This is a genomic window from Papillibacter cinnamivorans DSM 12816 (assembly GCF_900176335.1).
GTDB classification, from domain to species: Bacteria; Bacillota; Clostridia; order Oscillospirales; family Oscillospiraceae; genus Papillibacter; species Papillibacter cinnamivorans.
In genome coordinates this window covers 120,373-144,904 of the sequence record NZ_FWXW01000006.1, presented here as the reverse complement: position 1 = coordinate 144,904, position 24,532 = coordinate 120,373, and the positions used below count along the sequence as shown (strand labels likewise).

17 protein-coding genes are annotated in these 24,532 nt (G+C 58.3%); 1 reads left to right on the top strand and 16 read right to left on the bottom strand.

Annotated features, from left to right (window positions below):
- Positions 1 to 137 precede the first annotated feature (137 nt).
- The 12 genes from deoC to rlmB all read right to left on the bottom strand — a co-directional run bounded on the left by deoC (position 138) and on the right by rlmB (position 16,322).
- Entirely contained in the window at positions 138 to 803 is a 666-nt protein-coding gene (deoC, locus tag B9A13_RS10485; protein ID WP_084235110.1) for a deoxyribose-phosphate aldolase, read from the bottom strand.
- Between the two features lie 197 nt (positions 804 to 1,000).
- A complete protein-coding gene (locus tag B9A13_RS10480) occupies positions 1,001 to 2,308 on the bottom strand; it encodes a glycosyltransferase family 2 protein (RefSeq protein WP_084235109.1) in 1,308 nt (435 codons plus the stop codon).
- A 538-nt stretch (positions 2,309 to 2,846) separates the two neighbouring features.
- Entirely contained in the window at positions 2,847 to 3,701 is an 855-nt protein-coding gene (locus B9A13_RS10470) for a 3-hydroxyacyl-CoA dehydrogenase family protein (RefSeq protein ID WP_084235107.1), read from the bottom strand.
- A gap of 32 nt (positions 3,702 to 3,733) precedes the next feature.
- Positions 3,734 to 4,513: an enoyl-CoA hydratase/isomerase family protein gene (locus B9A13_RS10465; protein ID WP_084235106.1), complete on the bottom strand. Its 780-nt coding sequence runs from the start codon at positions 4,511 to 4,513 to the stop codon at positions 3,734 to 3,736.
- Between the two features lie 66 nt (positions 4,514 to 4,579).
- Complete coding sequence (locus B9A13_RS10460) at positions 4,580 to 5,365, bottom strand: SDR family NAD(P)-dependent oxidoreductase (RefSeq protein ID WP_084235105.1); 786 nt, start codon at positions 5,363 to 5,365, stop codon at positions 4,580 to 4,582.
- Between the two features lie 103 nt (positions 5,366 to 5,468).
- Positions 5,469 to 6,989 carry a 4-hydroxyphenylacetate 3-hydroxylase family protein gene (locus B9A13_RS10455; protein WP_084235104.1) on the bottom strand — a complete coding sequence of 507 codons (1,521 nt, stop codon included), beginning with the start codon at positions 6,987 to 6,989 and terminating at the stop codon, positions 5,469 to 5,471.
- A 227-nt stretch (positions 6,990 to 7,216) separates the two neighbouring features.
- Positions 7,217 to 7,993, bottom strand: a complete 777-nt coding sequence (locus B9A13_RS10450) for an SDR family NAD(P)-dependent oxidoreductase (RefSeq protein ID WP_084235103.1) — start codon at positions 7,991 to 7,993, stop codon at positions 7,217 to 7,219.
- A 96-nt stretch (positions 7,994 to 8,089) separates the two neighbouring features.
- Complete coding sequence (locus B9A13_RS10445) at positions 8,090 to 9,070, bottom strand: MBL fold metallo-hydrolase (RefSeq protein WP_084235102.1); 981 nt, start codon at positions 9,068 to 9,070, stop codon at positions 8,090 to 8,092.
- 168 nt (positions 9,071 to 9,238) lie between these two features.
- On the bottom strand, positions 9,239 to 10,750 hold the full coding sequence (locus B9A13_RS10440) for a sigma-54 interaction domain-containing protein (RefSeq protein ID WP_084235101.1): 1,512 nt from the start codon (positions 10,748 to 10,750) through the stop codon (positions 9,239 to 9,241).
- A gap of 207 nt (positions 10,751 to 10,957) precedes the next feature.
- Positions 10,958 to 13,033, bottom strand: a complete 2,076-nt coding sequence (locus B9A13_RS10435; RefSeq protein ID WP_084235100.1) for an elongation factor G — start codon at positions 13,031 to 13,033, stop codon at positions 10,958 to 10,960.
- 185 nt (positions 13,034 to 13,218) lie between these two features.
- The gene (locus B9A13_RS10430; RefSeq protein WP_084235099.1) at positions 13,219 to 15,429 is read right to left on the bottom strand and encodes a hypothetical protein; all 2,211 of its coding nucleotides are present in this window, start codon (positions 15,427 to 15,429) and stop codon (positions 13,219 to 13,221) included.
- A 68-nt stretch (positions 15,430 to 15,497) separates the two neighbouring features.
- On the bottom strand, positions 15,498 to 16,322 hold the full coding sequence (gene rlmB / locus B9A13_RS10425; RefSeq protein ID WP_084235098.1) for a 23S rRNA (guanosine(2251)-2'-O)-methyltransferase RlmB: 825 nt from the start codon (positions 16,320 to 16,322) through the stop codon (positions 15,498 to 15,500).
- Positions 16,323 to 17,011: 689 nt separating this feature from the next.
- Between rlmB and ftsH the strand changes: the two genes are divergently transcribed.
- The gene (ftsH, locus tag B9A13_RS10420) at positions 17,012 to 19,138 is read left to right on the top strand and encodes an ATP-dependent zinc metalloprotease FtsH (protein ID WP_084235097.1); all 2,127 of its coding nucleotides are present in this window, start codon (positions 17,012 to 17,014) and stop codon (positions 19,136 to 19,138) included.
- An 86-nt stretch (positions 19,139 to 19,224) separates the two neighbouring features.
- Here the strand turns inward: ftsH and B9A13_RS10415 are convergent, their stop codons facing one another.
- From B9A13_RS10415 to B9A13_RS10400, 4 genes are all read right to left on the bottom strand, one after another.
- Positions 19,225 to 20,820, bottom strand: coding sequence for an O-antigen ligase family protein (locus B9A13_RS10415; protein WP_084235096.1), 1,596 nt, complete (start codon positions 20,818 to 20,820; stop codon positions 19,225 to 19,227).
- A 15-nt stretch (positions 20,821 to 20,835) separates the two neighbouring features.
- A complete protein-coding gene (locus B9A13_RS10410) occupies positions 20,836 to 21,951 on the bottom strand; it encodes a glycosyltransferase (RefSeq protein ID WP_084235095.1) in 1,116 nt (371 codons plus the stop codon).
- A 103-nt stretch (positions 21,952 to 22,054) separates the two neighbouring features.
- On the bottom strand, positions 22,055 to 23,239 hold the full coding sequence (gene metK / locus B9A13_RS10405; protein WP_084235094.1) for a methionine adenosyltransferase: 1,185 nt from the start codon (positions 23,237 to 23,239) through the stop codon (positions 22,055 to 22,057).
- 42 nt (positions 23,240 to 23,281) lie between these two features.
- The gene (locus B9A13_RS10400; protein ID WP_084235093.1) at positions 23,282 to 24,529 is read right to left on the bottom strand and encodes an adenosylhomocysteinase; all 1,248 of its coding nucleotides are present in this window, start codon (positions 24,527 to 24,529) and stop codon (positions 23,282 to 23,284) included.
- Between the last annotated feature and the right edge of the window lie 3 nt (positions 24,530 to 24,532).

Genomic DNA, 24,532 nt, shown 5'->3' with positions numbered 1-24,532 from the left:
AAAAGGGCAACCGGTTTTTGCAGTTTATGTGACATTTTACACAGAAATACGGCCCGATCCGGGTTGTGGAGCTCTGTTCCTCCGCGGAAAAAAACACGCGTGAAAATGCTCTGCGCCGCACCTTTCTCCGGGTCGGATCAGCCCTCTTCTCCGCGCATTTCCTTCACGATTTTTACAATCGAGCTGGTACCCAGACGGTCGGCTCCCAGGGTGATAAAATCCTCCGCGTCCTGAAGCGTCCGGATGCCCCCCGCGGCCTTGATTCTGACATGTGGAGCGCAGTACCGACGCATCAGTCCGACGTCCTCCCGGGTCGCACCGCCTGTGGAAAACCCCGTGGAGGTCTTGATGTATTCCGCCCCGGATTCCGATACGATGCCGCAGACCGCGATCTTCTCCTCTTCCGTGAGAAGACAGGCTTCCACGATGACCTTGAGAAGACGCCCCCCGCAAAAAGCTTTCACGGAACGGATCTCCTCCAGCACCTCTCCGTACCGTTTGTCCCGGAGCGCGCCCAATGAAATCACCATGTCGATTTCCGAAGCGCCGTTTCCCACCGCATCCTCCGTCTCAAAACACTTGACGGTCTTTGTGCTGTACCCGTTGGGAAAGCCGATGACGGTGCAGACGGGAAGCCTTCCTTCCAGATAATCCGCGGCCCTCTTCACATAGGCTGCGGGAATGCATACCGAAGCGGTTTTGAAAGTAACCCCCTCGTCGCAGAGGCTGCGGATCTCGTCCCAGGTGGCCGTCTGGCGCAGCAGCGTGTGATCCACGCGCCTGAGGATGTCCCGTATTTCCATGTTTTTCTCCTGCCTTTCCTGTATATGGCCGGGTTCCGGCTATAAAATCCGATCGTTATTTCCGTATTCAATAGTATCATACCGCGTCTTTCCTGAAAACAGCGGAATATCCGTGATCCCGAAAAATAAATAAACCGCGCAGAGCCGTACTCTGCGCGGTTTAAAGTTAATAAACAAGAGTCTTCGGCGGGAGAACGTCAGGCGGTTCGTCTTCCCTCCCGGCTGGGCGCCCAGGACGCCCCGTGCACTTCCTCTATGGTGGTGCCGATGGTATGGGTGATGGGAGTCCATTCTATTCTGCGGAACAGAGCCTCGATGGAGATGGGGATATACGAAAAGATAAAGATGGGAAAGGTGAAGGTATACAGCAGTTTTTTTACGGGCCGGCAGTGAATCTCCCGCCATTCCGTGATGGTTGTCAGCACCCCGAAGGAGAAAAGAATCAGGTAGTAGTTGACAAACCCCATGAAAATGGCTCTGAGCGCCAGGGGAACCAACACCGCCGCGACTTTAGTGCTGGACAGTCCGAACAGAAGGAACAGAAGGTTCACGCCGATGCTGCCCAAAGAGATAAACAGCGCGGGCATCACGGTCATGAACATGTCGTAATGGGCGAAGCTGCGCCCCGTGAAAATGCCTTTCAGCAGCCTTGTGCCGTAATGCCAGCATACCTGATAAAATCCTTTGGACCAGCGCAGGCGCTGCTTCCAGGACTGGGACCAGGTGCACGGCTGCTCGTCGTACAGCTTCGCGCTGCCGCAGTATCCGATTTTTTCTCCCTGGAGCACGCTGTCCACGGAAAATTCGATATCCTCGGTGAGCAGGTGATGCTTCCAGCCGTTATTTTTCCGGACGATGTCCTTATGCATCAGAAAACCCGTTCCTGATATGGCGCAGGAAGTGCCCAGCAGCATGCGCGCGTTGTTCAGGTACTTTGATTCCCGCAGAAACCACAGGGAGTATCCAGCGGAGATCCAGTTGGAACCATAATTCTTTGAATTCCGGTAACTGGTGACCACCCGGTATCCTTGATCGAAAAGCCGGTTCATTTCCCGTATGTAGTTCGGATCCAGCAGGTTGTCCGCATCAAATACAAAGTATCCCTCGTACCCCTCGTCGGCGTGCTCCTGCTCAATACGCCCCAGAACATAGTCCAGGGCATATCCTTTCCCCACTTCCGTCCGGTTGAAGCGCTCATACACTGTCGCACCGGCGTTTTGAGAAATCTCGGCGGTGTCGTCCGTACAGTTGTCCGCTACGACGTAGATATCCACCAGTTCAGGCGGATAATTCTGTTTTTTAACGCTGCTGATGAGCTGTCCTATTACCGCGCTTTCATTTCTGGCGGCAACCAATACCGCATACTTGTGAAATTCCGGGACTTTTTCCTGGGCTTTTTTCTTTTTGGAAAACAGAACGACGGCCACATAAACGGCCTGATAAAAATAGAGCGCCCCCAATAGAATAAAGACTACGATATTAAAATAACCAATTGTCGCAAGCAAACTTCCTTCCTCCTGATTCCAACACAAAATCCTGCTGGTATTTATCCTGCTGAAATATTGAGGGTTTCCTCAGGATAAATACGGTGCGGCTGATTTGGCGGCAGCTGCCGCCGCCTGCCGATCTGCGGCAGGTATAGACATGCGCAGCCGGCGCATGTCTATAGAATAACAGTATAAATTCGCGATTCCTTCCAACCTAAAATATTATTATATCTCCCCTTGCGCGGATTTCAACGCCACTGTGCGGCCGGTTTTTTCCCGCTTTCGGCAATTTCGGGTGTTTGGCGAAAGCGCCTTTAAGAATGCTCCCTCTTTCGTCGTTTCTCCTTTGATTGCATATTATAGCATGGGCCGCCGCGGGATTCCCCGGGTTTTTTATAAACGAATTCTTAATATTCTCTTATATTTTTACATCAATAACGCAAAATGATTCATAATCCGGCAAAAAGGAACATTGGTAAATTCACCGAAAAAACGGCTCCCCCTTTCTTTCAGAAAGGGGGAGCCGCTTTTCCCAATCTGCGGGAAATATGCGGCATCAGTAAGTATACCAGCCCCTGCCGTTTTTCCTGCCGTATCGGCCCGCCCGGATGACGGCGCGGATGGACTGGGGCGCGTTCCACTTTGGATCCTTGAACTCCGAGAAGAAGTATTCCGTAATCGGTATAAAGGTGTCCAGTCCCGCCAGATCCATCAGCTCGAAAGGCCCCATGGGAAAATTGAGACCCAGCTTCACCGCCGTGTCGATGTCCTCCTTGGTGGCGATCCCTTCCTCGTAGATGTGAATCGCCTCCAGCAGAAAGGGGAAAAGGCACCGGTTGACCACAAAGCCCGGCGTGTCCCGCCTGACCTCCGCGGGCGTTCTTCCCAGAGCGGCCGCCGTCTGCTTCACGGTTTCCGCGGTTTCCTCGCTGGTGTGATATCCCCGGATCACCTCCACCAGCTTCATGACCGTGGGTGGATTGAAAAAGTGCATCCCGGCTACCCTGTCGGCCCGTTTTGTCGCTGCCGCGATGGAAGTGATGGACATGGACGAGGTGTTGGAGCAGAGCACCGTGTCCTCCCGGCAGATGCCGTCCAGCCTGGAAAACAACTCCTGCTTGACCTTCAGGTCCTCCACCACGGCTTCTATGACAAAATCCGCAGCTTCCAGCTGCTCCAGCGACGCGGTGCCCTGGATGCGCCCCAGGACGGCTTCTTTTTCCTCCCCGGTGACGCTTCCCCTGGAGATCCCTTTGTCCAGGGCGGCGGCCGTCCTGGAAAGTGCGTTTTCCCGCTGGCGCGCTTCGATATCGTACAGCAGAACCTCAAATCCGCGCGTCGCGGCAAGCTGAGCCAGATTTCCTCCCATGGTCCCCGCGCCCAGGATTCCTATCGTTTTGATTTCTTTCATATGATACCCTCCCGCTTTTGACTGATTAACATTCAGCGTCCCGAATAGCTGGGCGGCCGCTTTTCCAGGAAGGCCTTCATGCCCTCCTTCTGATCCTCCGTGGAAAAGAGCATGGAAAAGCACAGGCGCTCCTGCTCCAGCCCGGCCTCCCGGCCGAACTCCTCTCCGGCGCCAATGGCCCGCTTGGCGTATTCCAGCGCCAGTCTGGGCATGCCGGCCAGTTTCTTGGCCATGCGCATCGCCTCTGTGTAGACCTCGCCGTCGGGAACCAGGGCGTTTGCAAGGCCCATGGCCAGAGCCTCCGTGCCGGAGACCCGCCTGCCCAGCAAAATCATCTCCTTGGCCCGGGAGGCGCCGATGAGGCGGGTAAGCCGTTGCGTCCCCCCCGCTCCGGGCAGGATTCCCAGGCTTACCTCCGGCAGTCCGAACACCGTCTTTTCCCCCGCCACCCTGAAATCGCAGGACAGCGCTAACTCGCAGCCCCCGCCCAGAGCCATCCCGTTCACCGCGGCGATCACCGGGATGGGAAGCTCCTCCAGCATCCGATTGATCCGCCTGCCGTCCCCGCAGAGCCGATAGGCCTCCATGGGTGCGGCATCGGCCATTTCGGTCACGTCGGCCCCCGCGGCGAATACCGTGGGGCCCCCTGTGACAATCAGTACCCGAACGTCTGCATCAGACGCGATCTCGTCCAGCGCGGCCAGCAAATCCCTGTTGATCGCCGCGTTCAGCGCGTTATAGGCCTGGGGACGGTTGAGGGTGACGGTGGCGACTCCGTCCTCCTTCTGATAATTGATCCACTGATATTCCATCTGAATCCTCCCGTTTTCCTGCTTCTCAGCCGCGGAGAAAACGGCCCGTGATTTTCATACTTCTCCTTATTCTCCGATGGTCTTCCCGCCGTCGATCACAATCGTGGTGCCCGTCATATATCCGAAGCAGTCGGAGACCAGGGCCAGGACCGGGCCGGAAATCTCGTCCACCCTTCCCAGCCTGCGCAGCGGGTTTCGCTTCTCCATCATTTCCCGGATTTTCGGATCGGCAAACACGTCCTGGTTCAGCTCCGTGATCACGTACCCAGGACAGACCGCATTTACCGTAATCCCGTACCTGGCCCATTCGTTGGCCATGGTCTTGGTAAGGCTCACCACGCCCGCTTTCGAAGCACCGTAAGGGGCCACTCCTTTGCCGCCGATCAGAGCGCCGATAGAAGCCATATTCAGGATTTTTCCTCCCGTCCCCTGGCGCGCCATCTGCTCGGCAGCCGCCCGGGCAAACAGAAAAACCCCCTTGAGATTGGTATCGATGACCTTCTCGAAGTCCTCCTCGCTTTGCTGCAAAATGGGAGCGGTTTTTCCGCTGATCCCTGCGTTGTTCACTAAAATATCCAGTTTTCCGTAAGTCTTCAGGGTCTCCTCCATCACCCGGTCGATGTCCTCTTTTTTCGAGGAATCCGCCGGGATTCCCAGACACCGGTGTCCCGACGCCCGGATTTCCTCCTGCACCCGCAGGCAGTCCGCCGGGGTGCGGCTGGTGATGACTACGTTCGCGCCAAACCGGGCGAAGGTCACAGCGATGCCGTACCCCAGGCCTTTGGTGCCCCCGGTCACGATGGCTGTTTTTCCCGTGAGGTCGAAACTGGGCATCCGAACTTCCTTTTCCATGATATCGCTCCTCTCCCCGGCGGAAAACCCGCCGTATCGCCGGAACGCCCGGGGACAACCGCCGAATCCGCGGCCGCCCCCGGGTTTCCATTGCAAAGTGAGATTACTTCTGGGTCTTTTTAAATTTGTCCAGCATGGCTCTGGGCGTGGCCGTGGGGCGTTCATATCGCGGAAGATCCTTATTGATGCCCGCTAAGTACTTGGCGATATCCTTCAGCGGCTCCAGGTCGTATCGGGACATCATGGTAATGGTCTCCATGAGGGGCGAACCGCCGCCGTGTACGCCCGCCACCATTTGAGCGCCCTCGAAGGGATCGCACAGCTTGTTTTCCATCATCCGCATCACCCGGTGGGTCTCCTCGGCGGTGTATTTGGGATTGCGGACGATATATTTGTTGCAGAGCTCCGCCGTCTCCGGGTCGTAATAGGAAAGCTCCGTGGGAAGGGACGCGCAGATGCCTCCCGTGAGATCCGCCAGGATGGAATACTCGTGATAGATCTCCTGGCCCGCGATTCTCCGTCCCGCGTTGGTGAGGATCTCGTCCGGCACCCAGGAGCCGTTGGGGAATTCCACCGCCCGGTAAGCCGAGGCCTGCCCCGCGGCGAACACCAGCTCCGCCGTACCGATGATGTGGGAGATTTTCTCCCGCACGTGGTCCTCCTTGGCGATGCCGTTGACATCTGCCACCAGCGCCGCCTGGGCGGCGATCACTTCGGAAACCGCCGTCTTGCATCCGGTGTAGGAGTGCCGGTGGAAATGGGCGAACATCAGTGCGAGGTACCCCGCATACTGCACCACGTCTGGGTTTTCCAGCCCGTTCATGAAGACACGCTCGTTGGGCACGAACACGTCGTCGAATATGGTCATGGACTCCACATCGCCAACGGTGGACATGGGGGAATCCAGGTGATGGCGCTTGGGGTGTTTTCCGGGCAGGGCCATGAGCTTGACGCCTTCCCAGTCTCCCGGCAGCGCGAAGGCCACGGCGTAGGCCGCGTCCTTGGCCCCCATGAAGCGGGTGGGGGTCACGATGATCTCGTCGGCATAGGGCGCGATGGAATTGCAGATCTTGGCGCCCCGGACGACGATGCCGTCCTCCAGCACCTTCACAATACGCACATACTGGTCCGGATCCGGCTGGTCGGAGGGGCGCACGCCCCGGACGCCCTTCACGTCCGTCTGGGCGCAGTTGGCCACCAGGTCGTACTTCTGGCTGTATTCCAGATACTTGTTGAACCGCTCGTGGTAATGGGTCCCGTTGGCCTGGTCGCAGTCGTATGTGACGATGGCAAGGGCGTTGAGGGCATCCACGCCCATGCAGCGCTGGATGCAGCCGCCCACTCTGTGGCAGAGGAGCCGGGTCATGAGCTGCTTTTTCAGCAGGTCGTCCTTGGACCGGTGGATGTGGGTAAAGCGGTTGATTTTCTCCCCTGTCAGATGGGAGGTGGCGGTGCAGACGTCTTCGTACTTGGGATCGTGGGCGCAGTCGAAGGTCTGCCGTATGGCGTACATACCGCCGCTGATATAGTCTCCCTCCCGGCCCCATTTCTTGCCGTTGAAATAAACGTTGTGCTTCATTTTGCGAAGACGTTCCGCATATTCTTCATAGGTTCCGATGCCCATTTGTTTTTCCTCCTTGATTGAAAGTGTTAATGTTGAGATTTTTTTATATGCTCATTAATCCGGCATTTGCGTATCAGGTACGGAAACGGTTTTGTTGCGGTGATGCAACACCGTTTCAACTGCTTACTCTCTTTTTTGAGAACCGCGTTCTCTCCGAAGCAAATCTGCCGTTGCGCAACGCCGTTGCGTTTTTGCAACGCGTTTTACTAACCTTTTGCATAGCAATATCAGACCGCGTGCATACCTCCGTCCACGGGGATGGTGACGCCGGTGACATAGTCCGACGCGCCGGAAACCAGAAACAGTACTGCTCCCGCCACGTCGGAAGCCTTCCCGAAGCGCCGCAGGGCAATCTTGGACATGACGGCCTTGGCGTTTTTTTCGTCCGCCATCAGATCCCGCGTCATATCGGTTTCAATGTATCCGGGGGCCACCGCGTTGACGCGGATACCGTAGCGCGCCCATTCGTTTGCCATGATTTTGGTCAGGTGCATGAGACCCGCCTTGGCGGCGCTGTAGGGTGAGGCGTATTTGGGCGCCAGGATTCCCGCAAGAGAGACGATGTTGACGATTCTTCCCCCGGTACCCTGCGCCTTCATCTGCCTGGCTGCGGCCTGGGCGGTGAAATATGCGCCCTTGAGGTTAATGGAAAGTGTTTTGTCCCACTCCGTTTCCGTCATATCCAATATGGGTTTTTCCTCGCCGCCAATGCCCGCGTTGTTCACCAGGATATCCAGTCTCCCGAAGTGTTCTGTGGTCTTGGCTACAAGCGTTTGTACCCGTTCGGGGACCGACGCGTCGATGGATATGCCCAGGGCGCTGTGGCCTAATGTTTCCAGCTCCGCGGCCGTCCTGTCGCAGTCCTGCTGGTTCCGGCTGGTGACAACCACCGAGGCCCCCGCTCCGGCGAGCGCTTCGGCAATGGCCCGTCCGATTCCCCGTGTGCTTCCGGTGACAATGGCCACCTTTCCTTCCAGTTCCGCGCCGTTTTTCTCCAGATTCATATTTCTCTTCTCCCGTCTCGGTCCTCCGTTTCGGACCCTGAATATGCGAAAACAGAATTTTTCTCAGGAAAAATTCTGTTTTCAGGATCTATTCAATTATACAGCAAAATAAATGCCAACTCCGTCCCGCTCTTCCCTCCGGATCTTCCCCTCCAGGCGGAGATAGTCCAGATGGGAAAGGGTTTCGCCCACGGCAAACCATTTTTGCGCCAGGGGGAAGGTCTCCCAGGAATCGCTTCGGACGTCCCAGGTCATATGCCCGGCGGTTTGATAGGCCGTCATGCCCGGGTACTCCCGGATTGCGTTTAGTGCCTCCTGCAGCCGCACCTCGTGATGCTTCCGGATGTTCTCCGCCCGCTCCTTCACCGTGCCGCTCACCTCCCGATGGGCCGGCAGCGGCAGTTCGATCTCGTACCCGCTGATCTTCTTGAGGTTTTCCAGATAGTTTTTCAGCGAGTTTTCCACCGTGACCCAGCGGACGATGTTGGGAGTGATGTCGAAGAGCACATGGTCCCCCAGAAACATGATCTTCTCTTTTTCGTCGTACAGGCACATGTGTCCCGGCGTATGGCCCGGCGTCAGGATGCACTTGAGGTCGTGCCCCCCGTAGTGGAGCATGTCTCCGTCCTCCATGTGGATGTATTTGGAATAGGCTTCCGGAGACAGATCCCTGGCGGGATTGTGCCCCGTGGCCTGCTTGATCTCCTCCAGGGGAAAACCCTCGGATAGATACATGACGTCGAAGGATTTCCACCGCTGCGCCCTGTCCGCTATCTCCAGAAAGACCGCGTCCGTACTGCTGATAAAAATTCGGGTGTCCTCTGAGGCGATGCTGGGAGCCAGTCCCGAATGGTCCGCGTGGACGTGGGTGAGGAAGATATCGGTCCGGTCCATATCCGCCCCCAGCTCCTTCAGGCCTTCCTCCAGGGCGGTCCGGCAGGCCTCCTGCCGAAATCCCGTATCGATCAGCAGGCTTCTTCCTTCTCCCCGGATGAAGTAGCTGTTGAGATATTTCAGGGGGTTTCTGGGGAGGGGAACAAAGATGCGGTAGATATTCCCCTTAATGTGTTCGATCATACGTTTTCTCCCTGCGCCGCTCCCCGGATATCGCCGGCGTCTGCCCCGGCTGTATTTTGAGCGCGGCCTCTGCCGTTCGTTCCGGCGGACGGCACGCCGAATTTTGTTATATTCAGGCTGAAATCAGCCGGCTTTTATGATTCCCCACCAGTGGGAAAAACGTCTTCGTCATTTGTCTTTATGTTCGATCCGAATGCAGAATTTTCTTGCCTTCCTGGAGATGGTGGAGGGATCCACATTGAGGAATGCCGCGGCTCGCCTTACTCCGCCGGTTTCCGCCAGCGCCGCCTCGATGAGGCCCTTTTCATAGCTGTCCAAAGCGCTCTGCAGGCTGAAGGGCTCCCCCGCCGTCGGCGGCGTTTCGAACCCCAGCCGTTCGGAAAATCCCGCAGCTTCCACCTGCTCTCCCTCCGAGCAGATAACGGCGTTTTCAATCACGTTCTGAAGCTCCCGCACGTTCCCGGGCCACTCATAGCTCTGAAAAAGCATCCTGGCCTCGTCCGTGAGCCGGAGTTTTCGCCCGTGCTTGAGGCAGTATTTCTCGAAATAATACCCCGTGAGCCTCCCGATATCCTGTTTCCGCTCCCGCAGAGGAGGCACGTCGACAAGAACTACACTGAGCCTGTAATACAAATCCTCCCGGAATTTGCCTTCCAAAATCTTTTTTTTCAGGTCCGCGTTGGTGGCCGCAATGATCCGCACGTCCAGCCGGGTGGGCCGTGTCGCTCCGATGCGCATCAGTTCCTTTTGCTGCAGTACCCGCAGGAGCTTGATCTGCAGCTCCGGGGACAGATCTCCGATTTCGTCCAGGAGGATGGTTCCGTGATCCGCCAGCTCGAAGAGTCCCGCCTTGCCCGCGGGGTTGGCCCCGGTAAACGCGCCCTTTTCATAGCCGAAAAGCTCCGACTCCAGAAGGTTCGTGGGAATGGCGGCGCAGTTTACCTTCACATACGGCCCGTCCCCGCGTTTGCTGAACTGATAGATTTTATCCGCCACGGCTTCCTTCCCCACGCCGGATTCCCCGGTGATCAGGATGGTCACGTCCGTCGGGGCGGCGCGCAGGATGGTCCGCTTGATCTTCCGCATGGAGGGATCCGAGCCGATCATGGGGTTGTCTCCCTCTTTGCCGAAGTCCTCCCATATCTCGATGGGCTCCTCTCCGCCGTGCCGGTGGAGGGAAGTGTCCTCCCGGATCTTCAGCTTCTGCGTGTCGAACACACTCACGATCACCCTCCGGAGATCCCCTCCCTCGTCAAACGCGGGGATACTTGTAACATATCCGCGGATCACGTGACCGTCTCTGCTTTTCAGAACATCCGGCGTGCTTTTGCGCTGCTCCCCGTTTTGAGGCTCCCGATACAATATGCCCTCGTCGACGATTTCCTGCACCGTTCGTCCCAGGACCTTTTCTCTCTGGGTGCCCGTGTGCTTGAGATACGCGGGGTTTACGTACTGCGTGACGTCACGCCGGTCGGTCACGTAGACCCCTTCCACCAGATTGTCCACCACGGCTTTGAAGTTGATATTTTCCGCCTTATAGGCGTTATACTCCCGCAGCAGCTCCCCGGCACAGCGCTTCAGCTCCGTTTTATCTTCCCCGCTGATAAGGGGTTTTCCCTCCAGTTCCTCGGTCAGGCGCTTCAGCTCCTGGATTTTCAGCCAAACCTCTTCACCGTACATGCCGTCACCTCCCTGCGAGGCTTGCAGTTACCATCTATTGTATCATGACTTTGCAGTTTTGCAACAGCAACCTCCCCCAAAGGATTTCGATGGAAAGCGCCCGGCGGCAGGTCCTTTGCGGGAAACGATCCGAAAAACCGGAAAGGGGCGTTTTGCAATGCCGCCGGCATTGCAAAACGCCCCTTTTTGAATGAAATCGAAACTCTTTTATTCGCCCTGATCCATGGTTGCCTTGGCGTCCTCGATCACCTTCTGCTGGATCGCCGGAGGCGTTTCCTCATAGCGCACGAAATTAAAGCTGAAAGATCCCCTGCCCTGTGTCATGGACCGCAGGTCGATGGCATAACTGCCCATTTCGGCCATGGGCACCTCGGCCTCCACCACCTGATCACCCGTTCCGGTGGGGTTCATGCCCATGACGCGGCCGCGGCGCTTGTTGAGATCGCCGATGATGTCGCCCATATAGCTGTCCGGCACCGTCACCTTCAGCGAGCCGATAGGCTCCAGCAGCACGGGGCCCGCCTGGGGAAGGCCCGCCTTATAGGCCAGAGACGCGGCCGTTTTAAAGGCCATTTCGGAGGAATCCACCGGGTGGTAGGAGCCGTCCACCAGAGTTGCCTTCAGGAAAACCACCGGGTATCCCGCCAGAACGCCCCGCTGCACTGACTCCCGAAGACCCTTTTCCACCGCGGGATGAAAGTTCTTCGGCACGCTTCCGCCGAAAATATTCTCGGTAAAGGTCAGCTCTTCGGTGTCTCCCGGCTCGAACTCGATCCATACGTCTCCGAACTGCCCATGTCCGCCGGACTGCTTCTTGTGTCTTCCCTGGACCTTGACCTTCTTCCGGATCTTTTCCCGGTAAGCGACGCGGGCCGGCTGCAGCTCGGCATCCACGCCGAAGCGGTTCTTGAGCTTGGAGCAAAGCACGTCCAGCTGGATATCTCCGGCTCCGGTCACGACCATCTGCTTGGTTTCGCCGTTGTTAACCACAGAGAAAGACGGATCCTCCTCGGAAAGCCTTTGGAGACCGGAAGAGATTTTATCCTCCTGCCCCTTGACCTTCGGGAAAATCGCCATGGAATAGCAGGGCTCGGCAAAGGGAATGGGGGCCAGGGAAACCACCCGCTTGGAATCGCACAGAGTATCGCCGGTCTTGGTTTCGTTGAGCTTAGCCACCGCTCCGATATCTCCGCAGCAGATTTCCTTCACCTCGGTGCTCTTCTTGCCCTTCATAAAAAAGATATGGCCCATCTTTTCCGTTCCGCCGGTCCTGGCGTTGGTCATCACCAGATCCGTGGTGATGCAGCCGGAGATCACCTTGAAGAAGGAGAACTTTCCGTACTGGTCGGATACGGTCTTGAACACGAGGGCACAGGCAGGACCGTTGGGATCGATCGCCACCTCCGTCGGCTCTCCCGCGGCGTCGGTTCCCGGAACCGCGGGCCGTTCCAGAGGAGAGGGGAAAAGGCTCACAAGCCCGTCCAGAAGCGGCAGGGTGCCGAGGCCGGTGACGGCGCTTCCGCAGTAAACGGGTACCAGCGACAGGTCGCGGATGCCTTTGCGAAGCCCCGAAACAATCTCCTCGTAGGTAAAGGCCTCTCCCGAGAAGAACTTTTCCATGTACTCCTCGCTGGTTTCGGCCACGGTCTCCATAAGCGCGTTGTAAAATTCGTCTATGGCGCCCACCTTGTCCGCGGGAACGTCGATTTCCACACGTTTCCCGTTTTTGACCTCAAAGGCCTTCCGGCGCACCACGTCCACAATGCCGGTCACCCGTTTGTCCGCGTTCCAGATGGGTACGATCACGGGGCAGACGGCATTGCCGTATTTTTCACGGAGCGCATGGAACACAGCGTTGAAGTCTCCGTTTTCCTCGTCGGTTTTTGAAATATAGATGGCCCGCGGGAGCTTGCGCTCCTGCAGATATTTCCAGGCCTTTTCGGTTCCGACGCTGATGCCTCCCTTGGCCGGGCATACGATAAGGCCCGCGTCCGCAACCTGCAGCGCCTCCGCAGTCTCGCCGGCGAAGTCGAAATACCCCGGCGTATCCAGCAGATTGAGCTTGTATCCGCCGTATTCCACCGGCAGCGCCGTCAAAGAGATGGAGATCTGCCGTTTGATTTCCTCCGCGTCAAAATCGGAAACGGTGTTTCCGTCGGCAACCTTTCCGAGACGGTCGGTACCGTTTGTCAGAAAGAGCACGCTTTCGGCAAGAGAAGTCTTTCCACTGCCGCCGTGCCCCAACAGGCAAACGTTTCGTATATTTTGCGCGGAATAGCTCATATCTGTTTCCTCTCCTTCTATTTACATTGAAACCTGCGGGCGGCCGCCCGCAGCATCAGTCTTGGTAATTATACATCAAACAAGAAGTCATTACAATAAATGTTTTAGGAAAGTGCACATGTTTTTGCAAAAAAGGGCCCTTTTGAACCTTTCCGGGCAGATTCGGCAAAATCTCTCTCTTTCAGTCAAAACCGGTTGACCCATCCCGAGATCAGGAAGGTGGGAACCGACCACATCAGAAGATACAGAAGAAGGTGAAAAGGGGTCACGGCGTCGTAAGCGGCTATGTAGGTGAGATAAAACGCCATGAGAACGCCCAGGGCCGAGCCCGCGGAGGCGATCCAGGCGCTGGCGCGGACGGCGGTCCTCAGGCGGCGGCCGCCCACCGCCGCGTCGGCATAGGGGACCAGACCTTCTCTGCACAGGACAGCCGCGATATTCTCTTTGCTCCCCTCCCCCGTTTCGGAAAGCTCCAGCCGCCTCTTGATGGGAGGAAATTCGCACCGGGAAAAATTAAGCTTGAATTTGCGTGTGAGCATAGCGGGCGTAATATTGAAGTCCCGAACCGCAAAAACCGGCGTGAGTTTGCTTCGCATGAGGCAGGCCAGGGCGCTGCGGATCCCTTCGTTGGGATTGTACATAATGGCGAATACCCCCGCCAGCGAACCGTCCACGGCGAGAAACACGCCGCTCTTCAGCTTCAGGCCCCGGGGAAGGCTCACCCCCATGAGGGCCATGAAATCGGAGGAGCCGGCAAGGACCGTTTTCCCCTCCAGCTCAGCGGAATATCCGCCGTTTTCATAGAAGCTGAAATGATCCGGCTGCCGCAAAAGACCGCCCTGAGTTTTCACCAGCTCGCAGAACGCCTTGGACAGCCCGCTTCCCGAGGCGGCGATGATACTTGCGGCATAGGAGGTCACCGTTTCCAAAGAATAGTCTCCGAACACCTTGATCCCGTTGATGGAAACCGTCCCGGCAGGAAACAGGTCCCCGTCGGTGAGCACGATGGAGGAGGAAACCGGACTGCAGCATCCGGCCCAGCCGGCAAGGCCCGCCCCCGTGTGAAACAGCCGTCGGGACAAACCAGCCAAAGGAAGGCCGAAGGAAAGCGTCCCGGAATAGGTGGCCGCGGCCGCTGTCGTGGCGGCCAGGCACCAGAGAAACAGCTTCGGATTGCCGTGTCCCGCAGAAGAGATAAGAGAAAACAGAAAGGCTGCCAGCAGGACGGGAGGCAGGACTCTTCCGAATATCCTGTCGGAGGCGTCCGGGGTCTCCGTCCCCGTTACAAATCCCCCGATGCCGCTCTGCCGTTTGAAAAAGCCGTTTTCCTCCGTGTGATACACAAGATAGGGCCTGGCGCTGGCCGCCGCTGCCCTGCAGCTGTCCTTCATGCCGCGGCGCCTGAGATACCCTCCCCACATGGTAAAGAAAAGGGCCAGCGCCGCAAGGGCGCAGTAAGGCGGGTTATTCCCCCGGTCGGTGAGCACCAGCATGGTTGCCGCGTCGGCAAGGCTGGCAAGGCAGGAAACCGCCACGGCGGTTTCCGCTCCCGGCTTTCTCCGGATGAGAGAATACAGCCCCCGGGAAACCGTGTCCAGTCCCAGGAAAGTCGCCGCCGCCTGAAGCACCAGCAGCGCAAACACGCGGACGGAAAGGCTGTCCGCGGCAAAAGATGGCAGGGGCAGGTTCAGCTTATCCCAGACGGTGAGGTAACACATGGGAAGGCTGATGAGCAAAACCAAAACCGTCCGCAGCTTGAGACTTCCGAGACCCCTGCTGTAGTATGCGGCGGCTTCCTCCGGCCTCGCCTCCGGCCTGGGCGGCTTGTGGGGTTTTTCCTCCGCTTCTCCGAAGGACTCTCCCCCGTCAGCCGGCTCTTCCTTCCCGTCGTTCTCCTGCTCCTCTTCCTGCTCCTCTTCATCCGGTTCCGCCGCTTCCGGTTCCGCCTTCGGCCGCTTCCAGAAGAGCAGTTTTCCCGTCTTCCCTGTGGGTTCCGCCGGAGGTTCGGAAGAAACCCCGCCGTCCGGCTCCTTTGCTCTGCGGAAACCTTCCAGGCGGATCACCCGGGTATTCCCGCCATCGCTTTCCCGTTTTTCAGGGATCTCCGGCCCGGGCGGTACTTCCTGCGCGGTGGTGCCCGCTTCTTCCGGGGTGAACGCTACGCCGCCGGCTTCCTGTGCGGGCAGCTCCACGTCCGGCTCCGGCAGCTCCCCGTCGTTTGCCCAGGGTTTCCGGATATCCACCTTCAGCGGTTTTTCCGCGCGGAATTCCGCCAGTATTTCCTCCAGAGAGCAGTCCGCCTTATCCACGTCCTCCAGACCCCGCAGGATCTCGGTGGTATTTTCCAGGCCGAGCTCGTCCAGTGATTCCGATTTATCTTTTTTGTCTTTTTCCATCCTGCGTCCACCTTATTATGCGCTGTTTCTTCCCGAAGCCTTCTCTGTTCTCTGCCTGATGCATAAATTCAAGTGGTTCTCTGCCGCACCGCCTCGTACAGTAAAACGGCCGCGGCGGCGGAAGCGTTCAGGGAGGAGATCTCTCCCCGCAGAGGGATGCTCACCGTAAAGTCGCAGCCTTCCTCCACCAGCCGGCTCATGCCCGTGCCCTCCGAACCGATGACAATGGCCGCCGGACCTTTGAAATCCGCCCGGTACAGAGGCGTATCGGAACCGGCTGCCGCGCCGAAAATCCAGATGCCCTGCTGCTTCAGCTGCCGCAGGAGCATGGAAAGGTTGGATACCCTCGCCACCGGCACGTAGGATATGGCGCCTGCGGAAGCTTTGGCCACGGACGCGGTAAGGCCGGCGCTGCGCCGTTTCGGCAGGATCACGCCGTGGGCGCCCGCGCATTCGCAGGTGCGCACAATCGCGCCCAGGTTCTGCGGATCAGTGATTTCGTCGCAGATTACCACCAGGGGCGGCTCCCCCTTTTCTCTGGCACGGTTTAAAATATCTTCCACAGTGGCGTATTCCCGCACCGCGGAAACCGCGATGACCCCCTGATGGGCCCGGGTCCGGCTCATAGCATCCAGCTTCCGCCGGTCGGCTTCCGAAACCGGAACGCCCTTCTCACGGGCCATTTGTACAATTCTGCCCAGCGTGCGGTCGGTTTCCCCCCGGCTGACATAGAGCTTGTCTATGGCGGTCCCGGCCCGCAGCGCCTCCAAAACGGCGTTTCTGCCCTCGATGATGCCGTCCGCCTCCGCGGAAAGCGGCCCTTCCGCTTCATGGGTTTTCCCGTCGGCACTGTTTGCCCGGGTTCCGCCGTTGTGAGGACGGTCGTCTTTCATGGTTTCCTCCGTTTCGCGGCCGGTTGCCCCGCAAGGGGCCAGGCGCGCTGTCATGTATGATCTGACCTGCCGTATGCGCATTCAGATAATGTCTCGCAGCGTTTTCGCCGAAGGCGAAAATTAATCGATATGATTTTTTCCGGGAATTCGCTTCTCGGAAGAATACCGCGGCCCGGGGAAGATGGCATCGTTTGTGGTTCCGCCTGGAGGGCGGGAGCAAATCGCGCCATAAACGCGGTATAATAGACGCTATGCGGGTACTATGCTGCCAACGCGATGCGTTTCGCAGCATATGGCATCGTTTGCGGTTCCGCCCCCAGGGGCGGGAGCAAACCGCGCCATAAACGCGGTATAATAGCCGCTATGCGGGTATTATACCACAACGCCTGTGGTATAAAAAGCACTTCCTGCTGCCTTTTTCCGGCTTTTCCAAAGGTGCGCTTCCGGCATTCACAGAAAGTTAATGAAAAACAAAGTTGCTTTTATTGTATAAATGACAGTATCATGATACAATAATCTCAAAGAAACCGGATTTTCGGACGTATACCGCTGTTTTGGCTGCCGGGCGCAGCCGAGGTACGGCGGCGGTATCGGTATATTTATGCCCGCTATTCCGCCGGGCGCCGGATCGGCCGGATTTTCAAGGCGCAGCTTAAGCTCCGTCAGTTTTTGCCGAAGGAGGCATTGGATTGAAACCCAAGAAAGAAAACAAGAACAACTATACCGGTATCGTAGCCATCGTCCTGTGGGCGCTGTTTATTACGCTGATCGTCAACTACATGACCTCGCTGTATTCCTCCTCCACCACGAGGGAAATCAAATACAACGAGTTTGTTTCCATGGTGAGAAGCGGACAGGTGGATACCGTTGAAATCCAGGACAACATGCTGCTTATCACCCCCAAGCAGACGGAAACGGATACAACCGAAACCGGGACCACGGACCAGAAAACCGAGGTCCTCTATACCGGCATCATCGAAAATCCGGATCTGCTGTCTCTGCTGGACGAGTACAATGTGACCTACTTCAGTCCCGTCAAGCAGGAGCTTTCTCCCATCATCAGTTTCCTGGTATCCTGGATACTGCCCATGCTGATTCTGTTCCTGCTCTTTAACTACCTGATGCGGAACATGAGCGGGAAAATGGGCGGCGGGATCGGCGGCTTCGGGAAGAGCAATGCCAAGGTCTATGTGGAAAAACAGACCGGCGTCACCTTCCGGGATGTGGCCGGCCAGGATGAAGCCAAGGAATCCCTCCAGGAGATCATCGACTTTCTGCATCATCCCCAGAAGTACACCGCCATCGGCGCGAAGCTCCCCAGGGGCGCTCTGCTGGTGGGCTCTCCCGGTACGGGCAAGACGCTCCTGGCCAAGGCCGTGGCCGGCGAGGCCAACGTTCCTTTCTTCTCCATCTCCGGTTCGGACTTCGTGGAGATGTTCGTGGGCGTGGGCGCCTCCCGGGTGCGCGACCTGTTCCAGCAGGCGGCGAAAATGGCTCCCGCCATCATATTCATCGACGAAATCGATACCATCGGAAAAAGCCGGGATTCCCGCTTCGGCGGAGGCAACGACGAACGGGAGCAGACCCTCAACCAGCTTCTGGCCGAGCTGGACGGATTCGACACCTCCAAGGGCCTCATCGTCCTGGCGGCCACCAACCGGCCGGAGGTGCTGGACAAAGCGCTTCTGCGTCCCGGCCGCTTTGACCGGCGGATCACTGTGGACAGACCCAATCTGGCCGGCCGGCTTGCCACCCTGCAGGTGCACACCCGGGGCATCAACCTCGCCGAGGACGTGGATCTGACCCGGATCGCTCAGGCCACTGCCGGAGCCGTGGGCGCCGACCTTGCCAATCTGGTCAACGAAGCCGCCCTCCGGGCCGTCCGCCTGGGTCGTCACGCGGTCAACCAGGAGGACCTGCTGGTTTCCTTCGAGCTGGTCATCGCGGGCAGCGAGAAAAAGGGCACGGTTCTCACCGAGCAGGAAAAGCGGATCATCGCCTATCACGAGGTGGGCCACGCTCTGGTTGCCGCAAAACAGAAACACGCCCAGCCGGTTCAGAAAATCACCATCGTGCCCCATACCCACGGGGCGCTGGGATATACTATGCAGCTTCCCGAGGAGGAAAAATTCCTCCTGTCCAAGGACGACATCCTCACTGAGATCCGCACCCTGGTGGCCGGCCGCGCGGCCGAAATGCTGGTCTTCAGCATCAAAACCAGCGGCGCCGCCAACGACATTGAGCGTGCCACCGACCTGACCCGGAAGATGATCACCACATATGGCATGAGCGACCGGTTCGGCATGGTGGCCCTGGGCAATGTCCAGAACCAGTACCTGGAGGGCAACTCCATCTTAAACTGCGCTCAGGAAACCTCCGCCGCCATCGATAAGGAGGTCATGGAGGTCATCAGCTCCTGCCTGGAGGATTCCAAGCTGATCCTGCAGGAAAACCGGGACATGCTGGACAAGATAGCCGAATATCTGCTCCAGAAGGAGACCATCACCGGTGCGGAAATGATGGCCATTCTGGAAGGCAAGGATCCCGCTTTGGTGGAGGATGCCTTCAAGCCGGTCAAACGCATCGGTACCCGGCCCAAAAAGAGCGGGACGAAAGGAAGCTCCCGGCCCGCCTCCCCCGCTCCCGAAGCGGACGCCGAAAAGCCGGAGGAGGCTCCCGCCGCCGCTTCGGCGGAGGAAGAAACTCCTTTGGAAATGGATCCGGAAAAGGATGCATCAAACAAAGAGGCCGGGCATGAGGAAACGGAACCCGGAAAAAACGCCGGGGAGAAACAGCCGCCGGAATCCCAGGATTAAGCCGCTCTACCCCACAGCATAGTAAATCCCCGCCCTTTCTCTTCGGAAAGGGCGGGGATTCTTGATTTCGTCCAACGTATACCGTATCAGCGAGCCTGCGCATCGGAGGGCTTTCCCGCCGGGTTTTCTCCGACGGCCTCCGCCGCGCCCTCTCTGGCGCTTTTGTCCGCCAGCTTGACGCCGGCTCCGATGACGGCGAAAAGAAACCAGAAGAGGAACATGTTCCGCGGATAAAACCAGGTGTACTCCGCGATGCCCACCACCAAGATCCCGCACAGCCCGGAAACGGCCGCGAGGGTTACGTTCCTCACCTCCCGGGGACAGGTCCTGCGGGAAATCCGGAGGATTCCCGCCTTCAGCTGGGCCAGGAGAACGGCAATGTAGGCGACAATCCCCAGGATCCCGGTCTCGCCCCAGATCTGCAGATAATTGTCATGACTGTGGATGGGGTAGTTCCCGTCGAACATGGGGGGGTAATTCTGGAATATCCGCTTCATGATGTCGCTGCCCAGGCCAACGCCCGTGGCCCAGAAATCCCGGAGGAGCCGGAATACCGCCTTATAGATGGCAAAGCGGTACATAGTGGAGGTGTCCTCCGTATTGCCGATGGTGAGGATCCGGTTGATGATCGTCTTGGGCAGAAACGGGAGGGAGGCAAGCCCCAGTAATACAAACAGCGGGACGAACCTCCAGTTCTGGAAGGCGAGAAAGATCAAAACGGCCAGGGCGAGTCCGATCCAGCCCGAACGGGAATAGGTCAGGGCGATGGAGGCCAGAGGCGGCAATCCCGCCGCGATAATCAGCGCCCTCGCCCGGAAGCTTTTGGCGTTTAGAATAAACGCCAGGTAAAACGGAATCAGCATCACGAGAATTTCCGCAAAATTGTTGGGGTTGTCGAAAAACGAGTAGATTCGTCCGGGCATGCCCGCGTTGAGGGCCAGGTCCGCCTGGGAGGCCACCACGGCCACTCCCACGACTCCCTGATAGCATCCGTAGAGCCCGCTCAAAGTCAGTCCCGCCAGAGCAAAGCCGATCAGCCGTTTCAGCTGCCGGTAGCTTCCGATGCGGCTGACGACCAAAAATACGATGAGAAAACAGGTGATATGGAACAGGAAAAAGCGAAGGCTCAGGGATCTGCTTAGCGAGCTTGCAAATCCGTAGATAATCCAGATTCCGTACAGAGCCAGGTATACGGTGAAATATTTCACGTGCACCCGGGCCTTCGGCCTGCGCATGAGCCAGATGAGAAACAAGCAGATGAGCGCGAGAATCCCTATCAGCCCGTACAGATTGTTCCACACGGCGTGAGGCGCTACCAGCATGGCGAAGAAAAAAAGCCCCATGAGAAGATCCAGCCGGTCGCCCAGGAAATTGAGCCCCCGGAATACGGTGCTTCCCTCCAGGGCGCCTCCGGTCTTTGCATAAATCCACTGCAGGACCAGAGGCGGAAGATTGAGTACGACCTCCAGAAAGCGGAAAAATCCGCTCTTCTCCCAGGACCGCGAAAAAGTCCCCTCCCTGCGCGCGGCCTCGCAGACCCGGCTGCGGGAAATATCCTCCCGGAAGCCGCGGCCCGCCGCCGCGAAAAACCGCCTGCTGCCGCTTTCCGCGTACAACGCGAGATACCGGTCGACAAACTGTCCTCCCTGCCGGAGCAGAACGCTGTTTTGAGCGATTTCCATCCGCTCTCCGCCTTTCTACGCTTCCGCCGGCCCTCCGGCCATGGCGGCTTCATACACTTCATATGTCTTTTCGATCATGGTCCGGACGTGGAATTTCTCCTCCACAATCCTTCTGGCTCCCTTTCGGTACCGGGCCAGGAGCTCCTTGTCCTCCATGAGCGTTTTCATGGCCCCCGCCATGGACTCGGGATTGTCGTATTCCACCAGAATGCCGCAGCCGGCCTCCTGGTTCACAATGTCGTTGTTGCCCCCCATGTCCGTGACGACGGCGGGCAGGCCCGAAGCCAGCGCCTCCAGGATCAGAAAACTCAGCGCCTCGTGCTGCGAGGAATTGACGTAGAGATCGCTGCCGTCGAAAAGGTTCTTGATATCCTGGCGGAAACCGGCGAAAACCACATTTCCCTGAAGCCCCAGCCTTTGAACCTGTTCCTTCGTTTCCTCCAGCAGCGGCCCGTCGCCCGCCAGGACCATGCGAAACGGCCGGTCGGTAAGTGTTTTCAGAAGTCCCAGGGAATCCACCAGGTATTTATGCCCCTTGTCGCCGGCAAACCGGGAGGCGCAGAGCATGACGAATTCGTCTTTCCCGATGCCGAATTCCTCCCGGAGGGTGGACTTTTCCGGGGAACTCCATACCGTGGGATCCACGGCGTTGAAGATCACCCGGATCTTTTTAGGATCCAGCCCGTTTCGGATCAGCTGTTCCTTCCCCCGTGTGCACACCGCGATGACCCGGTCCTGCTTCGGGCTGAGAATGCGGTTGGAAAGCCGGGTCATAAAATCGTTTGCCAGGATGAAATGGCTGGTGTACACCACGCGGACGCCCGGATTGCGGCGTTTGGAGAGCATGGCGATATAGTTTTCCCGAAGGTAGTGGCAGTGGATCAGATCGATCCCCAGCCGTTTGCACAGCTCCGCCAGCTCTTTTGCCGCCCGGAAATCAAACCGGCTGCGCATTTCGATCCGAAAAACGGGAACCCCCATGCCCCGCATCCGCTCCACCAGGAGGCCCTCTTCGTTGTAAGCAAAGTAGGCATCGATTTTTTCATCTTTCAGATACCGCACCAGAGTCTGGACATAACGCTCAGTTCCCGCTTTGCCCGCATAATTGAGCAGATATAATACCTTCAGCAATCCGATCTCCGTCCTCCCGCGAGTATTCCGCCCCGACCGCGCCGCGGCGGGCAGGGCACCGGAAACGATAGTCTTCCGGCCCCCTGCCCGCCTGACGGGCCTGTTATTTCAGGTAGGATCTCAGTTCCTCCGCCCGGTGAGTGCTCTCCCAGGGCAGGTTAAGCTCGGGACGTCCGAAGTGCCCGTAAGCCGCCGTCTGGAGGTAAATCGGGCGCCGCAGGTCCAGATAGGAGATGATCTTGGCCGGGCGCAGGTCGAAGCAGCGGTTCACGATCTCCGCGATTTTTTCGTCCGGCAGAAGGCCGGTCCCCTTGGTATCGATCATGACGGACACGGGGTGCGCAACGCCGATGGCGTAAGCCACCTGGATGTCGCAGCGTCTGGCCAGCCCCGCGGCCACGATGTTCTTGGCGACGTGCCTTGCCATATACGCGGCGCTCCGGTCCACCTTGGTGGGGTCCTTGCCGGAGAAGCATCCGCCGCCGTGGGCGGCGTAACCGCCGTAGGTATCCACGATGATCTTCCGCCCGGTGAGGCCCGAGTCCCCTACGGGGCCGCCCACTACGAAACGGCCTGTGGGATTGACGAAGATCTGGGTTTTCTTATCCAGGTATTTTTCAGGAATGACGGGCCGGATCACCAGCTCGACGATCGCCTCCCGGAGATCCTTCAGAGAAACGTCCGGGTCGTGCTGGGCGGAGACCACCACGGTGCCGCAGCGCAGGATCTGCCCGTCGTCTCCGTACTCCACGGAGACCTGACTTTTTCCGTCCGGCCGGAGCCAGGGAAGCTCCCCGCTCTTGCGCACGGCGGCCAGTTTCGCCGAAAGCTGGTGGGCCATGGAGATGGGCGCCGGCATGAGCTCCGGCGTCTCGTCGCAGGCGAAGCCGAACATCATGCCCTGATCTCCCGCGCCGATGAGATCGGCCTCGTCCGTCCCGCTTTCCTTGTATTCAAAGGATTTGTCCACGCCCAGGGCGATATCCGGGCTTTGCTCGTCGATGGCGGTGAGCACCGCGCAGGAATTACAGTCGAACCCGTAAGCCGGGTTGGTGTATCCGATATTTTTCATGGTGTTGCGAACGATATGGGGGATGTCCACATAACAGTTGGTGGAAATCTCGCCCATCACCAGGGCCATACCGGTGGTGGCGATGGTCTCGCAGGCCACCCTGGCGTTCTTGTCCTGGGCCAGAATGGCGTCCAGCACCGCGTCGGAAATCTGGTCGCATAGTTTGTCCGGGTGTCCCTCGGTTACCGATTCGGAAGTAAATACTCGATTGCTCATAACTCTATCCCCTTGTCTTGATTTTAAACTCTATATTTTTAGTCAGTCTACCTGCCATCCGCGCAGGTATTCTTTCTGTTCCTTCGTCAGCGAGTCGATTTTCATCCCCATGGACTGAAGCTTCAGCCCGGCGATCTCCCCGTCGATCTCCTCCGGTACGCTGTAAAGCCGCCGGGAGAGATCTTTCTCGTGTTTGGACAGCCACTCCAGAGACAGGGCCTGCACGGCGAAGCTCAAGTCCATGATTTCCGCCGGGTGTCCGTTCCCGGCCGCCAGGTTCACCAGCCGCCCCTCGGCCAGGAGGTTGAGCGTCCGCCCGTCCGGCATCTCGTATCCTGTGATGTTCTGCCGCCTCTCCCGGAGGGAAACCGCCGCTTCAGTAAGGCCCCTGACGTCCACCTCGCAGTTGAAGTGTCCGGCGTTTGCCAGAAATGCGTTGTCTTTCATCCTCCGGAAATGTTCCGCCGTTATTACGTCCCGGCAGCCCGTGGCGGTTATGAAGATATCCCCCAGAGGCGAAGCCTCCGCCATGGTCATCACCCGAAAGCTGTCCATGGCGGCCTCCAGGGCCTTGAAGGGATCCACCTCCGTCACCACGACGTCCGCCCCCAGGCCGTTGGCTCGCAGGGCGATCCCCCGACCGCACCAGCCGTATCCGGCCACCACCACGGTCTTTCCCGCCACCAGCAGGTTGGTGGTGTGCATGAATGCGTCCCAGACCGACTGGCCGGTGCCGTATTTATTGTCGTAATACCGCTTGCTTTTCGCGTCGTTCACCGCCATCATGGCGCAGGGCAGAATTCCTTCCCGCTCCCGGGCCTTCAGGCGTAGGATCCCCGTGGTGGTCTCCTCGCAGCCGCCCACCAGGCGGTCGCCCAATCCGGCGCAGGAACTCCCCAGCAGGTCCACCAGGTCTCCCCCGTCGTCCACGACGAGTTCCGGATGATGTCCCAGGGCGGCGGTCAGATGGCTTTTATACTCTTCGGGGCTTGCCCCGTGAAACGCGAAAGTTTCCACCCCCAGGGAAGCAAGGCCCGCTGCCACATCGTCCTGGGTGGACAGGGGATTGCTGCCCGTGGCCCGGACCTCGGCGCCTCCCCGGCTGAGAACGTAGGCGAGATTCGCCGTTTTGGCCTCCAGATGGACCGAAACCGTGACGCGCATACCGCGAAACGGCTGTTCCCGTATAAACCGCTCCTCGATTCCGGATAATACTGGCATAAAGGAGCGCACCCATTCGATTTTCCGCCGCCCCTCCGCGGCCAGCGAGGGGTCTCTCAGTATACTCATGCT